At 67.2% G+C, this 15,999-nt stretch carries 14 protein-coding genes; 4 read left to right on the top strand and 10 right to left on the bottom strand.

Annotated features, from left to right (window positions below):
- Positions 1-117: 117 nt before the first annotated feature.
- Positions 118-2,835 carry a preprotein translocase subunit SecA gene (gene secA / locus RA164_RS13290; protein ID WP_329741321.1) on the top strand — a complete coding sequence of 906 codons (2,718 nt, stop codon included), beginning with the start codon at positions 118-120 and terminating at the stop codon, positions 2,833-2,835.
- Between the two features lie 70 nt (positions 2,836-2,905).
- Here secA and RA164_RS13285 read toward each other — a convergent pair whose 3' ends face one another.
- From RA164_RS13285 to RA164_RS13255, 7 genes are all read right to left on the bottom strand, one after another.
- Positions 2,906-3,679, bottom strand: coding sequence for a class I SAM-dependent methyltransferase (locus RA164_RS13285; RefSeq protein WP_329741320.1), 774 nt, complete (start codon positions 3,677-3,679; stop codon positions 2,906-2,908).
- Positions 3,680-3,767: 88 nt separating this feature from the next.
- Positions 3,768-4,616: a symmetrical bis(5'-nucleosyl)-tetraphosphatase gene (locus tag RA164_RS13280; RefSeq protein WP_329741319.1), complete on the bottom strand. Its 849-nt coding sequence runs from the start codon at positions 4,614-4,616 to the stop codon at positions 3,768-3,770.
- A 15-nt stretch (positions 4,617-4,631) separates the two neighbouring features.
- The gene (gene apaG / locus RA164_RS13275) at positions 4,632-5,015 is read right to left on the bottom strand and encodes a Co2+/Mg2+ efflux protein ApaG (RefSeq protein ID WP_329741318.1); all 384 of its coding nucleotides are present in this window, start codon (positions 5,013-5,015) and stop codon (positions 4,632-4,634) included.
- A gap of 66 nt (positions 5,016-5,081) precedes the next feature.
- A complete protein-coding gene (gene rsmA / locus RA164_RS13270) occupies positions 5,082-5,876 on the bottom strand; it encodes a 16S rRNA (adenine(1518)-N(6)/adenine(1519)-N(6))-dimethyltransferase RsmA (RefSeq protein ID WP_329741317.1) in 795 nt (264 codons plus the stop codon).
- Between the two features lie 44 nt (positions 5,877-5,920).
- Positions 5,921-6,922, bottom strand: coding sequence for a 4-hydroxythreonine-4-phosphate dehydrogenase PdxA (pdxA, locus tag RA164_RS13265; RefSeq protein WP_329741316.1), 1,002 nt, complete (start codon positions 6,920-6,922; stop codon positions 5,921-5,923).
- A 31-nt stretch (positions 6,923-6,953) separates the two neighbouring features.
- Entirely contained in the window at positions 6,954-8,312 is a 1,359-nt protein-coding gene (locus RA164_RS13260) for a peptidylprolyl isomerase (protein WP_329741315.1), read from the bottom strand.
- A gap of 36 nt (positions 8,313-8,348) precedes the next feature.
- The gene (locus tag RA164_RS13255; RefSeq protein WP_329741314.1) at positions 8,349-10,790 is read right to left on the bottom strand and encodes an LPS-assembly protein LptD; all 2,442 of its coding nucleotides are present in this window, start codon (positions 10,788-10,790) and stop codon (positions 8,349-8,351) included.
- Positions 10,791-10,884: 94 nt separating this feature from the next.
- Here RA164_RS13255 and msrB point away from each other — a divergent pair, with 94 nt between their 5' ends.
- Positions 10,885-11,310, top strand: a complete 426-nt coding sequence (gene msrB, locus RA164_RS13250; protein ID WP_329741313.1) for a peptide-methionine (R)-S-oxide reductase MsrB — start codon at positions 10,885-10,887, stop codon at positions 11,308-11,310.
- A gap of 27 nt (positions 11,311-11,337) precedes the next feature.
- Here msrB and RA164_RS13245 read toward each other — a convergent pair whose 3' ends face one another.
- Genes RA164_RS13245 through RA164_RS13235 form a run of 3 tightly spaced genes read right to left on the bottom strand, consistent with a single transcriptional unit; the run spans position 11,338 to position 13,439 of the window.
- Positions 11,338-12,258: a histone deacetylase family protein gene (locus RA164_RS13245; RefSeq protein WP_329741312.1), complete on the bottom strand. Its 921-nt coding sequence runs from the start codon at positions 12,256-12,258 to the stop codon at positions 11,338-11,340.
- A gap of 12 nt (positions 12,259-12,270) precedes the next feature.
- On the bottom strand, positions 12,271-12,837 hold the full coding sequence (locus tag RA164_RS13240) for a cob(I)yrinic acid a,c-diamide adenosyltransferase (protein WP_329741311.1): 567 nt from the start codon (positions 12,835-12,837) through the stop codon (positions 12,271-12,273).
- A 2-nt stretch (positions 12,838-12,839) separates the two neighbouring features.
- Positions 12,840-13,439 carry a hypothetical protein gene (locus tag RA164_RS13235; protein ID WP_329741310.1) on the bottom strand — a complete coding sequence of 200 codons (600 nt, stop codon included), beginning with the start codon at positions 13,437-13,439 and terminating at the stop codon, positions 12,840-12,842.
- Between the two features lie 100 nt (positions 13,440-13,539).
- On the opposite strand from RA164_RS13235, the gene ubiH reads away from it, so the two are divergent.
- Positions 13,540-14,766 (top strand): 2-octaprenyl-6-methoxyphenyl hydroxylase, encoded by a 1,227-nt coding sequence (gene ubiH / locus RA164_RS13230; RefSeq protein WP_329741309.1) that lies wholly within the window; start codon positions 13,540-13,542, stop codon positions 14,764-14,766.
- 59 nt (positions 14,767-14,825) lie between these two features.
- Positions 14,826-15,962: a UbiH/UbiF/VisC/COQ6 family ubiquinone biosynthesis hydroxylase gene (locus RA164_RS13225; protein WP_412731108.1), complete on the top strand. Its 1,137-nt coding sequence runs from the start codon at positions 14,826-14,828 to the stop codon at positions 15,960-15,962.
- Positions 15,963-15,999 lie beyond the last annotated feature (37 nt).

Genomic DNA, 15,999 nt, shown 5'->3' with positions numbered 1-15,999 from the left:
GGGGCGTCGTCGCCGGCTCCTGCGTTTTGGATAGCCGGCCGACCCTAGTATCATCACCCCTTTGTCCCGGCTGGGGTTTCCCGGCGGGTGATACCTGTCTCCAGATCCGGAAGATCGATGTTCAATCGTGCCCTGACGAGCGTTTTTGGCAGCCGTAACGACCGCGTGCTGCGCCAGCTTTCCAAGACCGTCGCCCGCATCAACGCACTCGAGCCCGAGCTCGAGAAGCTCAGCGACGAAGCGCTGCGTGGCAAGACCGAGGCATTCAAGCAGCGCATCGCCGCCGGCGAGTCGCTGGACAAGCTGCTGCCGGAAGCTTTCGCGGTGGTGCGCGAGGGCGCCAAGCGCGTGCTCGGCATGCGCCATTACGACGTGCAGATGATCGGCGGCATGGTGCTGCATCAGGGCAAGATCGCCGAAATGCGCACCGGCGAAGGTAAGACCCTGGTGGCGACCCTGCCGGTGTACCTGAACGCGCTGGAAGGCAAGGGCGTTCACGTGGTCACCGTGAACGACTACCTGGCGCGCCGCGATGCCGCGCAGATGGGCAAGCTGTATGGCTTCCTGGGTCTGACCACCGACGTGGTGTGGCCGGGCATGGATCATGCCGAGAAGCACAAGGCCTATGCGGCCGATATCACCTACGGCACCAACAACGAATTCGGTTTCGACTACCTGCGCGACAACATGGCGCTGGGCAAGGATCAGCGCTATCAGCGCAGCCTGCACTACGCCATCGTCGACGAAGTCGACTCGATCCTGATCGACGAGGCGCGCACGCCGCTGATCATTTCCGGCCCGGCCGAAGACTCCCCGCAGATGTACCTGGCGGTGAACAAGATCGTGCCGCAACTGGTGCGCCAGCAGGAAGAGGAAGGCGAGGGCGACTACTGGGTCGACGAGAAGCAGAAGCAGGTGCATCTGTCGGAAGAGGGCATGCAGCATGCCGAGGAGCTGCTGCGCCAGGCCAAGGTAATCGAGTCCGAGAGCGGCCTGTACGATTCCAAGAACCTGGCCATCGTGCACCACCTCAACGCCGCGCTGCGCGCCAATGCGATCTACCAGCGCGACGTCGACTACATCGTCCGCGACGGTGAGGTGATCATCGTCGACGAGTTCACCGGCCGAACCCTGGCTGGCCGGCGCTGGTCGGACGGCCTGCATCAGGCGGTCGAGGCGAAGGAGGGCGTGCCGATCCAGCGCGAGAACCAGACGCTGGCCACGGTCACGTTCCAGAATCTGTTCCGCATGTACAAGAAGCTGGCCGGCATGACCGGTACGGCGGATACCGAGGCGTTCGAGTTCCAGAGCATCTACGGCCTTGAAGTGGTGGTCATTCCCACCCATAAGCCGATGGTCCGCAAGGACAACCCGGACATGGTCTTCCTTGGCCAGGAGCACAAGTACAACGCGGTGATCGCCGACATCAAGGACTGCCACAAGCGTGGTCAGCCGGTGCTGGTGGGTACCGCGTCGATCGACGTGTCCGAGCTGCTGTCGAACCTGCTCCGGAAGGAAAAGATTCCGCACGAAGTGCTGAACGCCAAGCAGCACGAACGCGAAGCGCAGATCGTCGCCCAGGCAGGTGCGCCCGGTGCGGTGACCATCGCCACCAACATGGCGGGTCGCGGTACCGACATCGTGCTGGGTGGCAGCCTCGAAGCCGCCCTGGCGGCGCTGCCGGAGAATGCTGGCGAGGTCGAGCGCGCCCGCGTCAAGGCCGACTGGAAGAAGCTGCACGAACAGGTGCTGGCTGCCGGCGGCCTGCATATCGTGGGTACCGAGCGGCATGAGTCGCGTCGTATCGACAACCAGCTGCGCGGCCGTTCCGGTCGTCAGGGCGACCCGGGTTCCTCGCGCTTCTACCTGTCGCTGCAGGACAACCTGCTGCGTATTTTCGGTGGCGAGGGCCTGGTGCGCTGGATGAAGCGCTTCGGCATGAAGGAAGAGGACGCGCTGGAAGATCGCATGATCAGCCGCCAGATCGAAAAGGCGCAGCGCAAGGTCGAGCAGCACAACTTCGACATCCGCAAGAACCTTCTCGAGTACGACGACGTCGCCAACGACCAGCGCAAGGTGGTCTACAAGCAGCGCGACGAGCTGCTCGAGGAGGACGACGTCTCCGCCACCGTGGCCGATATCCGCGAGGATGTGGTAGCGCAACTGGTGCGGAATCATGTGCCGGCGGATAGCATCGACGAGCAGTGGGACATTGCCGGCCTGGATCGCGAACTCGACAGCGAGTACGGCATTTCGGCCGACCTGAAGCACTGGATCGAGCAGCAGCCGGAAATCGACGCCGACGGCATCCTCGAGCATGTGCGTACGCTGGTCGACGAGCTGTTCCAGGCGAAGGAGGAGCAGGTGGGCGCGGAAACCATGCGCCAGCTCGAGAAGCACATCATGCTCAGCGTGGTCGACAACGCGTGGAAGGAGCATCTGGCCAGCATGGATTACCTGCGCCAGGGCATCTACCTGCGTGGTTACGCCCAGGTCGATCCGAAGCAGGCGTTCAAGCGCGAGTCGTTCGAGCTGTTCTCCGAGATGCTGGAGCGGATCAAGCACGAGCTGGTGCAGATGCTGGCGCGGATCCGCATTCGCAGCGAAGAGGAAGTGGCTGCAATGGAGGCCGAGCAGCGTCGCATGGCCGAGCGCATGCAGCGTCAGATGCAGGCCAGCGGCGGTGGCGCGCCGGCCGATGCGCTGGGCGGCGGCGATGCGGCTACGGCCATGGCGGCAGTGCCTGCGTCCAGCGGTCCCAAGGTCGGTCGCAACGATCCGTGCCCGTGCGGCTCGGGCAAGAAGTACAAGCACTGCCACGGCCAGTTGGCTTGAGTCGGACGGCGTAGCCGCTCGTCAACGAACGCAAGGCGGCCGGGGCGACCCGGCCGCCTTTTTCATGGGTTTATGGGCGGCGCGCGCTGAACATGGCCGACTCGAGCTTGAAGTCCAGCGTCGCCGGATCGACCGCGTAGTAGCGCAGCACCTCGTCGGGTGCGCCGGCGAGCAGCTGGCGTATGGCTGTTTCGAACACGACGGGCGTGCGCATGCGTGCCAGCCAGGCGTCGAAGCCGATATCCAGTCGCCAGTCCTGTACCTCGGGCGGCCCGAAGCCGGCCGCGGCGAGCATGCTGCGCCACTCGGCATGGCTGTAGTCGCGGACGTGGGATACGTCGCGCAGCAGTTCCAGGGCTTGAAGGTGAGTGTCGATCAGGGCGGCATGCGGTCCGTGCGGAGCCACGATGTCGATCAGGCACAGCCGCCCGCCAGGGGCGAGCACGCGAGCGGCTTCGGTGAGCGCACGGGCCGGGTCGCTCCAGTGGTGCGCGCTGTAGCGGCTGATGACGAGAGCGAACGCGCCGTCGGCGAAGGGCAGCTGCTCGGCCGGGCCCTGCTGCGTGCGCAGCGCGTCGAGTCCACGCTCGGCCGCCGCTTTGGCGACGACGGCGAGCATGTCATCGGAGAGGTCGTAAGCGACGACCTCGCCCGCATGCGGTGCTACCGCGAAGCTGGCGTGTCCGGCACCACACCCCAGGTCGAGTACGGCCGAGCCGGGGGCAAGGCTGGCAGCGAGTTCGCCCAGCCGGGCAAGGTCGGCTCCCTGCGCGTGCACGGAACTGGACAGGTAGGCCTGTGCCTGGCTGCCGAACTGACGGGTGACGGTGCCTTGGTGCTGCATGGCGGGGACTCCGTGTCGGTGGGGAGTCTCCACGCTAGCACGGAGTGTGCATGGCGTCCGGCCGCAGCACGACGGCAGCCAGCGGGAGTCAGTCGGCGCCCGGTATCCGCTTGCGGTGCGGCTCGGCGGCGACACTGACGTAGGTCGGTTCGTCGCTGTCCAGGCGCAGTGCAGTGAGCGTGCCGCCCCATACGCAACCGGTGTCGATGGCATGGATGCCCAGGCCGGCGAAGCGCCCCAGGGCGGACCAGTGGCCGCACACGATGCGGGTATCGCGACGGCGCATGCCCGGGACTTCGAACCATGGATACATGCCGGGCTTCTGGGTGCCGGGCACGCCCTTGCCTTCGAAGTCGATGCGGCCGTTGACGTCGCAGAAGCGCATGCGGGTCATGGTGTTGATAGTGGCGCGCTGGCGGTCGATGCCCTGCAGCCGGTTGGTCCATGCCGCCGGACGGTTGCCGAATAGATTCTTAAGCAGGCGGCCCCGGTTCGGGCCGGACAGTTCACGCTCGATTTCCAGTGCGCAGCGTTGTGCCTGTCGTATTGTCCAGAATGGCGACAGCCCGGCATGCACCATCGTCCAGCCGAGCGATTCGTCGTGATGCAGCAGCTTCTGGCTGCGCAGCCACTCGAACAGCACCGGCGCATCGTCGGCGAACAGCACGGCACGCAGTTCGGGATTGACCCGCGCCTGGGCGTCGGGCTTTCGCTCGGCGATCGCAAGCAGGCTGAGATCATGGTTGCCAAGGGTCACCACGACGTGCTCGCGCAGTTCGTGGATCAGGCGCAGCGTTTCCAGCGACTGTCCGCCGCGGTTGACCAGATCGCCACAGAACCAGAGCTTGTCCTGGGCGGTGTCGAACCCCAGCTTGTCCAGCAGGCGTTGAAGTTCCGGATAGCAACCCTGTACGTCGCCAATCGCATAGACCGCCATGTCAGGTCCTGTCCATCAGTGCAGCGTGCGTGGAATCGACAGGGTGAAGCGGGGTATCGGCGCTTCGAAACGGGTGCCGTCGTCGGCCAGCATCTGGTAGCTGCCGCCCATGGTGCCAACGGGCGTCTCGAGCACGGCGCCGGAGGTGTACTCGTAGTCGTCGCCGGGGCGCATCCACGGCTGCTCGCCGATCACGCCCTCGCCGCTGACCTCTTCGGTCTTGCCGTTGGCGTCCGTGATGACCCAGTGCCGGGTGATCAGGCGGGCGGGAACGTCGCCCGCGTTGCGCAAGGTAACGGTGTAGGCGAACACGTAGCGGTTGTCGTCGGGTCGCGATTGATCCGGTACGAAGCGCGTGACGACACAGACGTCGATCGTATAGGGGGATTTCTCGATCATGTCGGAATTGTACGGGTTGCCGTCGTCCAAGGGCAGCGATGATGCGGTCGAGTCGCGCTGTACTGTTCAGGCCGATGGCGCGATCTTGGCCAGTCGCACGAAATCGGACGGCGCCAGCGTTTCCGCGCGGGCCTTCGGGTCGACATCGGCACGACGGATCGCGTCGGCGTCGAGCAGCTGGCGCAGCGCATTGCCCAGTGTCTTGCGACGCTGCGCGAAGGCGGCCTTGACCACGGCATGCAGGCGCTCCGGGTCGGCATCGTGGCGCTGCGCCGGTTCCAGCGGCACCAGGCGCACCACGGCCGAATCCACCTTGGGTGGCGGCCGGAACGCGCCCGGCGGCACGGTGAACAGGGGGATGACCTGACAGGCGAGCTGGAGCATGACCGAGAGCCGTCCGTAGACCTTGCTGCCGGGTTCGGCGGCCATACGGTCGACCACTTCCTTCTGCAACATGAAATGCATGTCGCTGATGCTCGCTGCGTGCTCAACGCAGTGGAACAGGATCGGACTGGAGATGTAGTAGGGGAGGTTCCCGGCCAGCCGCAGTTTCTGCACGCCGTGGCGGTGGGCCATGGCGGTGAAGTCGACTTTGAGCACGTCGGCATGGACGATCGACAGCTCGCCGACCGGCGCTGCACGCGACTGCAGGCCGGGAATCAGGTCGGTATCCAGTTCGATGGCGGTGAGCTTTGCAGCCGCCTTCAGCAGCGGCAGGGTGAGTGCACCCTCGCCCGGGCCGATCTCCACCACGAACTCGTCGGGCCGGGGGGCGATGGCCGCGACGATGCGCTGGATGTAGCGCGTTTCGTGCAGGAAGTGCTGGCCGAAGCTTTTCTTGGGGCGGGCAGGTGTGTTCATGATGATGGGCGTGCGTGGATGCGGGCGGGCGTGTGTGCGCCGGATCAGCCCGCGTCGCGCGCGCCGTGGCTCCTGTGGATCAGTTCCAGCGCCATCCGCGTGGCAGCGATCAGGCTGGACGGGTCTGCCTGGCCGCTTCCGGCCAGGTCGAGTGCGGTGCCGTGGTCGACCGAGGTGCGGATGAAGGGCAGCCCGAGCGTGAGGTTCACGGTGCGGTCGAAAGCTTCGCTTTTCAGCACGGGGAGTGCCTGGTCGTGGTACATGGCCAGTACCGCGTCGTAGCGCGTCCGTTGCGCGGGCACGAAGGCAGTGTCCGCGGGCAGCGGGCCGATCAGCTGCATGCCTTCGGCGCGTAGTGCGTCGAGTACCGGTTCAATGGTGTCCTGCTCTTCGTGGCCGAGGTGGCCGCCTTCACCCGCATGCGGATTCAGGCCAAGCACGGCGATGCGCGGTACGCCAAGACCGAATTTGCCGCGCAGTTCGCGATGCACGATCCGCAGCGTGCCTTCGAGCCGTTCGCGGGTAATGGCGGCGGAAACACGGGCCAGCGGCAGATGCGTGGTGGCCAGGGCCACGCGCAGCTCCGGGCTGGCCAGCATCATCACTACCTCGGCGTGGCTGCGCTCGGCGAAAAACTCGGTGTGGCCGCTGAAGCGGATGCCGGCATCGTTGATGGAAGCCTTCTGCAGCGGGGCGGTGACGATGGCGGCATAACGCCCTTCGGCACAGCCATCCGCCGCTTCGGTCAGCGTGTCGAGCACATGTCGCGCATTGTCCGGATCCGGGCTTCCCGGGCGTTCGGGCACCCCGAGCGGAACGTGGCGAACACGCAGGGTGCCCGGGGGCCGTTCGGTGATGTCGGTGCCGTCATCGTCGAGCAGGTGCAGCGTGACCCGGCAGCGGGCGGCGGCGCGCTGCAGCAGTTCACGATCGGTGACCGCAACGAGATTGGCCGCCATCGGAGTGGCGGCCAATCGGATCAGCAGTTCGGGGCCGACGCCCGCAGGTTCGCCTGCGGTCACGGCAAGCCGTGGAAGCAACTGCACCTTTACACCCGGGCAGCAGCGCGCCCCGGTATCACGGGGTGGCCTTGCTGTTGCCGTCGCTGGCCAGCGACGGGACCAGGATCTTCACGTAGGCGCGGGAGCGCAGCTCGCGCAGGAAGTTGTCGTAGGCCTGCTCGGCCTTGCGGTTGCCGATCGCCTGGCGGGCCTGCGCGCGGGCGTCCTGCTCGGTCACGTCGGTCTGACGTTCGCCCAGGCGCTTCACGATATGCCAGCCTTCCGCGGTCTGGAACGGCTTGGAAACCTCGCCATCCTTCAGCATGGTGACCTGCTGGCCGATCGCGCTGCCCCAGGCATCCTTCTGGAACCATCCCATGTCGCCGCCGTTGTTGGCGGTGGTGTCGTCGTCGGAATCTGCCTCGGCCAGCTTGGCGAACGAGGCGTGCTTGTCGACGATGCGGCGGTACAGCGCCTCAGCCTTCTGGCCGGCCTGCTGCATGGTCACCACCGCAGTGGGTTTGATCAGGATGTGCAGCGCGTGATACTCGGTTACCACCTGCTTGGCGGGCTTGCGCCGGCCGAGCAGCTTCAGGATGTGGAAGCCGGTGGGGCCGCGCAGCGCCGGGCTCACCTGGCCAGGCTCCATGTTGGCGATGGTGTCCAGGAACGCCGGCGGAATGGCGTCCATGCGGCGCCAGCCCAGATCACCGCCATCGAGGGCATCGGTGGCGTCGGAATAACGGATGGCCGCGGCCTGGAAATTCATGCCGCCCTTGATCGCATCGAGTGCGGCCTTGGCCTTGGCGGCGGCGGCGCTGATGTCTTCGGCACTGGCACCGGCGGGAACGTTGATCTCGATGTGGGCCAGGTGGACCTCGCCTGCCTTGTAGGCGGGGCTGTTCAGGAGGTTGTCGACTTCGCTCTGGGTCACGTTCACCGAGCTCTGCACCACGCTCTGGTGCAGGCGCTGCACCACCAGCTGGTCGTGCAACTGCTGGCGGAAATCCGCGAAGCTCTGGCCGGTCTGCTCGACGGCCTGACGCAGCTGGTCCGGCGTCATCTTGTTCTGCTGGGCGACGGCCTGCACGGCACGATCCACGTCCTGGTCGGAAACGTGAATGCCCTGGTCGTCGGCGTGCTGCAGCTGCAGTTTCATCAGGATCAGACGATCGAGCACCTGGCGACGCAGCACGCTGAGCGGCGGCAGCTGGTCCGGATGCTGGGCATACTGCTGCTGCACGGCATGCACCGCGCGGTCCAGTTCACTCTGCAGGATGACGTCTTCCCCGACCACGGCGACGATGCGGTCGAGGCGCTGCTCCTGGCCGGAGCCGGTCTGCCCGGATGCGGCCTGCGGAAGCAGTTGGGCATGGGCGAGCGGGGCGATCGCGAAGGTAATCGCGAGCAGGAGTAACGCGAAGGTCTGCTTCATCAGTCGGGGGCCTTCAGTCGCTGGTGGCGACAGGGTTTATTGATAGCCAAGGATACCACGGCGCAGATAGGTCTCCGTCTGGCCGTTGAACGCGCCCATGCCCTTGAATTCGATCTCGAACATGATCGCGTTGTCGGTGCCCGGGTTCGTTGTGGTGGTGCTGGTGACCAGTCCGTCGTAACCGCGTACGTAGTGGCGCTCAAGCACGCTGAGCTTCACGCAGCAGTTCTCGTATTGCAGACCGGCCATCGCTTCCACCGTGCGCCTGTCCTTGACTGAATACGTCCAGTGACCGAGCAGGCGCCAGCGATCGGAAACCGGATAGACCATCGAAGCGTCGTATTGTTCCAGCAGGTTGCGCCGGAAGCGGTACGAGAAGTTCAGCACGCCGTCCAGGCCCACCCGGCGCTGCAGCTCCAGCATGCCGGTGTCGGTCAGGCGGGTGTTCGGGTTCCACTGGTAGGAACTGGACAGGCGCCAGTTGTCACTGAGCTGGCTGTCCAGCTGCACTACGTAGTCCGAACCGGCATAGTCGGTGTAGAGATTGGTGGTGGTGTTGGAGTTCGGCAACTGCACCCGCTGCGGCGTGAAGTAGCGGATCTGGCCGAAGCTCAGCGACAGCCGTTCCACGCCGCCGTCATCGAGCAGGCGGGTGGTCACTGCGGCCGATAGGTTGTTCGCGTTCATCTGCCGGTCGGCGCCGGAATATTCGTTGGTGGTGAACAACTGCCAGTAGTCGAACGACATCAGGGTGGTATCGAACAACGGCAGGTTGTCCTGGTTCCGGTAGGGCACGTACAGGTAGTACAGCCGCGGCTCCAGGGTCTGCGTGTAGCTGTTGCCGAACAGCGAGGTGTTGCGTTCGAAAATCAGGCCGCTGTCCAGGTCCACGATCGGCAGCGAGCGGCTGGGCGTATGGTCGGTGAACGGTGACGTCTGACCGGTCGACAACTGGCTGTAATAGCCGTAGTTCTGGTAGCCGTTGTTGAGCTGGTAGCCGGTGTAGCGCCACGCCAGCTTGGGCCGCACGAACCATGCGGGACCCTGGAAATCGGCGCCGATATAGGGCGCCAGGTCGAGCCGGTCGCCTTCCACCACGTCGTACTTGCGGAAGGCCACCGCCTCGCTGGTCAGGCCGGTTTCCAGCCAGCGGTTCAGCGGCAGGTCCACGTTGAACGTGGCGCGTGGCCAGCGCTTGTACTGCACCACGCTGTCCGGCAGCGACGGGTCGACATTCTGGTAGTAGTCCGCGCCGAACGATGCACTCCACCAGTTGCCCGAGCCGTAGATGTAGGCGTTGGACGCAAGGGTGCCGGTCGAGATGGTGTACAGGTTGTTGCCGAAGTCGCGCAGGTAATTGCGGTCGGAGGCACGGTTGATGTTGGTGCTGAACGACCAGCCCGGCCACAGCGCCGTGCTGTCGGTGTACTTGGCCAGCCAGCGCTTGTGTCCCAGGGTGGGCGTAGCGGTGGACGACAGCGTGGTGTCGTCGAAACGGTCGCTGGACAGGTATTCGAAATCGAGCTGGCCGTGCGTGCCCGGCAGCAGGTAGCGAGCCTGGCCGGCCAGCATCGGACCGCGCAGCGAATACAGTCGTGGCTCCAGTGTGGCGTCGTAGTTGGGCGCCAGGTTCAGGTAGAACGGCGCGCTGAACATGTAACCGCCGCGGCTGGTGTGCGCGAAGGTCGGATACAGGAAACCGGTCATGCGCCGGTTGTCCACCGGGAAGCTCAGCCACGGCAGGTAGAGGAACGGCACGCCGTCCAGGCGCATGGTGGCGTTTTGCGCCACGCCACGACCGCTGACCTTGTTCACGGTGAGCTTCTGGGCGCGGATCTCCCAGAGATGGTGGCCGACGTCGCAGGTGGAGTAGGTCACCTCGCGGTAGCGGCTGTGTTTGGCGTCCAGCATGTGGACCTGCTGGGCCGTACCGTTGCCGTGCGATTTCAGCATCTGGAAGCGCAGGTGCCCTTTGGCGATGCCGCGGCTGGCGTCTTCGTTGCCCCACAGGTGGTCGGCCGAAAGCAGCTGGCTGTAGTCCTGGTAACGGACATCGCCACGGGCGTCGTAGTCGGTGGTGCTGTCGTTGTAGTCGGCGCGGTCGGCCCGCAGCTGCTGGTCGTCGCGGGTGATCTTCACCCGGCCGGAGAGGTGGTAGACCGTCTTGTTGGAGCTGTCCACGTGCTCCGCTTCGACATAGGTTTTCGACGTGTCGCGCAGCGCCGGGTCCTTCGGCAGGAACGGATCGTAGAACGACAGCATGGCGTTCGGTCGGCACAGCGCGAAGTTGTCCGGCCGCGGCGGGCAGATGAAGGTGCCCAGCGGGCAGACCGTCTCGGACCCGTCGAGCGAGGCTTTGGGGTGCGGATGATGGCTGTGCGACCCCGTGCCGGCATCGGCTTGCGCGCCGATCAGGGCGAGTGCGGCGGCAACCGCCAGCAGGCGACGAGGGGGCAGGTGGCGGGGCGTGCGCGTCACGATGGCATTCTGTCGGCTTGAAGACGCAGTAAGCTAACAGAAAGGGCCTGTCTTCGGCAGGCGTGACCCAATAGCCTGCGCAAGGATCGATGTGATGAGCTCGACCCCAAACCCACTCACGAATCCGGTCCGGTTGCACAAGACCGACTCCCAGTGGCAGGCCGATCTGACCCCTGAGCAGTACGCGGTGTGCCGCTGTTCGGCTACGGAGCCGCCGTTCAGCGGCAAGTGGTACCACCATCGCGAGGCCGGCACCTACGTGTGCGTGGGATGCCGGACCGGTCTGTTCGCTTCCGAAACCAAATACGACTCGGGCTCTGGCTGGCCGGCCTTTTTCCAGCCGCTCGCGCGTACCTCGATCAGCCTGCACCAGGACCAGAGTCGCGGCATGCGGCGTACCGAAGTGCGTTGCGCGAACTGCGATTCGCACCTGGGGCACCTGTTTCCGGATGGCCCGCGCCCGACCGGCATGCGCTATTGCATCAACTCGCTGGCGCTGGATTTCCTGCCGATCAACTAGCCCGGTCAGGTCCGTGCGTCCGAGGGGCTAGTCCATCAATTCGGTGACGTGGGCGGCCGTACAGGCCGCCAGGGCCTGAAGGTCGTAGCCGCCCTCCAGTGTCGAGACCAGCCGGTTCCCGGCATGGCTGCGGGCCAGGTCGACCAGCTTCGCGGTCAGCCAGGCGTAGTCCTCGGCGGCCAGCTGCAGGTCAGCCAGCGGGTCGTCGCGATGCGCGTCGAAGCCGGCCGAGACCATCACCAGCTGCGGCTTGAATGCGTGTAGCCGCGGCAGCAGCAGGCCGTCCCAGGTTTCGCGGAAGGCGTAGGAGCCGTCGCCGGCCGACAGGCATCCGTTGACGACATTGCCCACCCCCCGCTCGTCCTCGCGGCCGGTTTCGGGGTACAGCGGCGACTGGTGGCTGGAGAGGAACAGCACGCGTGGCTCGCGCTCGAAGATCGCCTGGGTGCCGTTGCCGTGATGGACGTCGAAATCGGCGATCGCGACACGCTTGAGGCCGTGTACGGCCAGGGCATGCGCCGCGCCCACCGCGACGTTGTCGAACAGGCAGAAGCCCATGGCCCGGTCCGGCGTGGCGTGATGGCCGGGCGGGCGCACGGCGCAGAAGGCGTGGAGCGCCTCGCCCGCCAGCACGGCATCGACCGCCGCGACCGCGGCACCGGCGGCGCGCAGCGCGGCCTCGGCCGAGCCGGGCGACATCACGGTGTCTTCATCGAGCCGCCGGCTGCCATCGGTGACGGCGGTGTCGAGGATATTGGCGACATGGGCGCTGCGATGGACCCGCAGCAGCTGTTCGCGGGTGGCCCGCGGGGCTTCGACCCGGTCGAGGGCGGCGAAACGGTCGTGGTCCAGTGCCCGCAGCACCGCGCTCAGGCGCGCGGGGGATTCCGGATGACCCGGGCCGGTGTCATGCCTGAGGCAGGCGGGATGCGTGTAGAGCCGCAGCATCGGGCGGGCGGCTCAGGCCTTGGGCTTGCGCCGGCGTTCGTGCTGCCACAGCACTTCGCCGTGGCCGTCGGCACGTGCCAGTACGCGGCACAGCACGAACAGAAGGTCGGACAGCCGGTTGAGGTAGCGCTGCGCCTGCGGGCGGATCTGCTCGACCCGGGCCAGGGCGATCACCTCGCGTTCGGCGCGCCGGCACACAGTGCGTGCAAGGTGGCAGCAGGACGCCGCCATGCCACCGCCGGGCAGGATGAAGTCCTTCAGCGGCGGCAGCGCCTCGTTGAAGCCGTCCAGCACGCTTTCCAGCCGGTCGATGTCGGCGTCCTCGATCATCGCCATGCCGGGGATGCACAGCTCGCCGCCCAGGTCGAACAGCTCGTGCTGGACCTGGGTCAGCGTCTCGCGGATGTCGTCGGCGATGCCGGCACAGGCCAGCACCATGCCGAGGGTGCTGTTGAGCTCGTCCACGGTGCCGTAGGCGGCGACCCGGGGCGAGTCCTTCGCCACCCGCGACCCGTCGCCGAGGCCGGTCGAGCCATCGTCGCCGGTGCGTGTGTAGATCTTCGAGAGCCGGTTGCCCACGCTCAGTGCTGGGTCTGGCCGCCGTGCTGCAGCATGCGCGAGACCTGCACGGCGAAGACGTGCAGCAGCGCGCCCAGTGCCACGTACAGCGCGGTGGTTTCCAGGAACGGCAGGTACCAGTCGCCTAGGTTGACGAACCATGCGCCGAAGCTGCGCGGCGCCGGCACGTTGGCGCTCAGCCAGTAGAAGCTGCCGTTGGAAATCAGGTAACACACGGCTTCGCTGACCAGCAGGGTCAATGCGGCCAGGCCCAGCGTGGGCAGGCGCAGACCGAGCTGGCGCCGGGCCAGCCAGCTGCCACCGAGCCATAGTGCGCCGTACGACGGGATCAGGAACCAGTACGCCGGCGACACGCAGTAGTGGCTCCAGAACGGGATGCCCTGCTGGGTGATCACCACGTAATCGACCAGGATCGCCTCGGCCATCAGCAGCGGGAACGCCCAGCGTCCCTGGCCGCGCAGCCAGAAGCCGGCGAGGAAGAACACGCCCCACGAGGCGTCCCATACGCTGTGGTGCAGCAGCGACAGGTGGATGCGGGTCGCCGCCATCACCAGGGCGAGTGCGATGAAAATGCCCAGGCGTTGGGGTTGCGTCGTGGCCATGGTGTACTCCGTGGTCGTCAAGCGGATTCGAACCCACAGTTTAGCCGAATGTGCGGCAGGCGATGCGGTCCGGGGCGACCGGCGCGTATCATTCGCGGTCATGAATCCTTCCGAAGCTCCCATCCGCGAGACCGGCGTGCTGATCGTCGGCGGTGGCCTGGTCGGGGCCAGCCTGGCGATCGCGCTGGACGCGGCCGGCATTCCGGCCGTGCTGGTCGAGGCCGCGGCACCACGCGCCGACGCCCAGCCTAGCTACGACGAGCGTAACCTGGCGCTGGCCCGCGCCACCGTCAACGGTCTCGACGCGATCGGGGTCTGGACGCATGCCGCCGCGCAGGCCACGCCGATCCGGCACATCCATGTCAGCCGTGCCGGCGAGTTCGGCAGTGCGCGTCTCGATGCGGCCCTGCACGGTGTGGACGCGATGGGCTGGACACTGCCCGCACGCGAGCTGGGCGCGGCGCTGCTGGCCCGCCTGGCGTCGTGCACGCGGCTGACGCGTCTCGCGCCGGCGAAGCTGGAGCGGCTGCAGCCGCTCGATGCCGGCTGGCGTGCCCATGTACGCACGGCCGATGGCGAGCAGGTCATCGACACGGCACTGCTGGTGGGTGCGGACGGCACCGAGTCGCTGGTGCGCGCGCAGCTGGGCATCGAGGCGGAACGCATCGATTACCGGCAGACCCTGTTCGTCGCCACCGTCACGCCGGAACGCGAACACGCACATCGCGCCTACGAGCGTTTTTCCGACGATGGGCCGGTAGCGCTGCTGCCCCTGGCCGGGCGGCGCTGCGGTCTGGTGCTCACGGTTCCCGGCGAGCAGGCCGGGGCGGTGGCGGCGCTGGACGACGAGGGCTTCCTCGCGCTGGCGCAGCGCCGGCTGGGCTGGCGGCTGGGCCGCCTGAGCCGTCCGGGCAAGCGTCATCCGTATGCGATCCACCGTGTCGCGGCCGCCCGTCTCACGGGTCCGCGCGCGGTGCTGGTGGGTAATGCGGCGCAGACCGTGCATCCGATCGGCGCACAGGGTTTCAACCTCGGCCTGCGTGATGCGCTGACCCTGGCCGAGCTGGTCGCCGGAGCGCCCGACCCGGGTGATGCCGGCCTGCTGGAACGCTACGCCGCGCAGCGTGCGCCGGACCGCGAAGGCACCATGGCGATGAGTCATGGCCTGGTCCGGCTGGCCTGTCTGGAGCAGCCGCTACTGGCGCCGCTGCGCTCGCTCGGCCTGCTGGCCTACGATCGTGTGTCGCCGTTGCAGTCCATGTTGGCGCGGCGGGGCATGGGCTTTCGCGGCAAGCCGCCGCGTGCCGTGCTGGAGCGTCTGCCGTGAGCGCGGTGACCGAACGTCGTCGCCCGCCCGCGCTGGATGTGGCGGTGGTCGGTGGCGGCATGGTCGGTGCGGCCGCGGCGCTGGCGCTGGCCAGGGCCGGTTTCGCTACGGCCCTGCTCGATGCGCGCGAGCCCCGACCCTGGCGGGCTGCCGACGAAGTCGATCTGCGCGTGGTCGGTCTGGCGCCGTCGTCGATCGCGTTACTCGACGAACTGGGCGTGTGGTCGGCCATCCGCAGCTCGCGCGCCGGTCCCTACGCGCACATGCATGTGTGGGACAGCGAGAACGGCGCCGCGATCGATTTCGACGCGGCTGACGAAGGCCGCGATCTGCTGGGCTACATCGTCGAGAACGGGCTGGTGCAGTGGACCCTGTGGCAGGTGCTGGACGCCGCCGGCGTGCGCCGGCTGTGTCCGGCCGAGGTGCATGCGTTCGAGGCACGCGAGGACCGGGTGACCCTGGACCTTGCCAGTGGCGAGAGTCTGCAGGCCCGCCTGCTGGTGGCGGCCGACGGCGCGGCATCGCCGCTGCGGACCATGGCCGGCATCGAGACCCGCGGACGCGACTATGCGCAGCGGGCGGTGGTGGCGCACGTGACGACCGAGCATCCGCACTGCGACACGGCCTGGCAGCGTTTCCTGCCGAGCGGCCCGCTGGCGCTGCTGCCGCTGGCCGACGGGCGCAGTTCGATCGTGTGGTCGCTGCCGGACGATGAGGCGGGTCAGGTGCAGGCACTGGACGACGCGGCCTTCCGCGATGCCGTGGGCGTGGCCAGCGACTTCCGGCTCGGCCGCATTCTCGCCACCACCAAACGCGCGGCCTTTCCGTTGCGGCTGCAGCTTGCCGAGCGCTACCAGTCGGAGCGTTTCGTCCTGCTGGGCGACGCCGCCCACGTGGTGCATCCGCTGGCCGGCCAGGGCGTGAACCTGGGCCTGCGCGACGTGGCCGAGCTGCGCGACACGCTGGTCGCCGCGCGTCTGCAGGGGCGCGATATCGCCGCGGCCCACGTGTTGCGCCGCTATGCGCGCCGCCGGCTGAGCGCCGACACCCTCGATGCACACGGTTTCGATGCACTGGCACGTATCCATGCCTGGCAGTCGCCACCGCTGGTGGCGGCGCGCGGGCTCGGCGTGCGGATGCTGGACAGGTTGTCGCCGCTGAAGCGCCGCCTGGCGGCGCACGCAGCCGGAAACTGAGTTCGGCCCCGCCGTCCGGGGCCTTCGACGGCTGGAG

Origin of the sequence: Dyella sp. A6 (assembly GCF_036320485.1) — a bacterium.
In the GTDB taxonomy this organism is placed as follows: Bacteria; Pseudomonadota; Gammaproteobacteria; order Xanthomonadales; family Rhodanobacteraceae; genus Rhodanobacter_A; species Rhodanobacter_A aluminiiresistens.
This window is presented reverse-complemented; position numbering and strand designations above follow the sequence as displayed.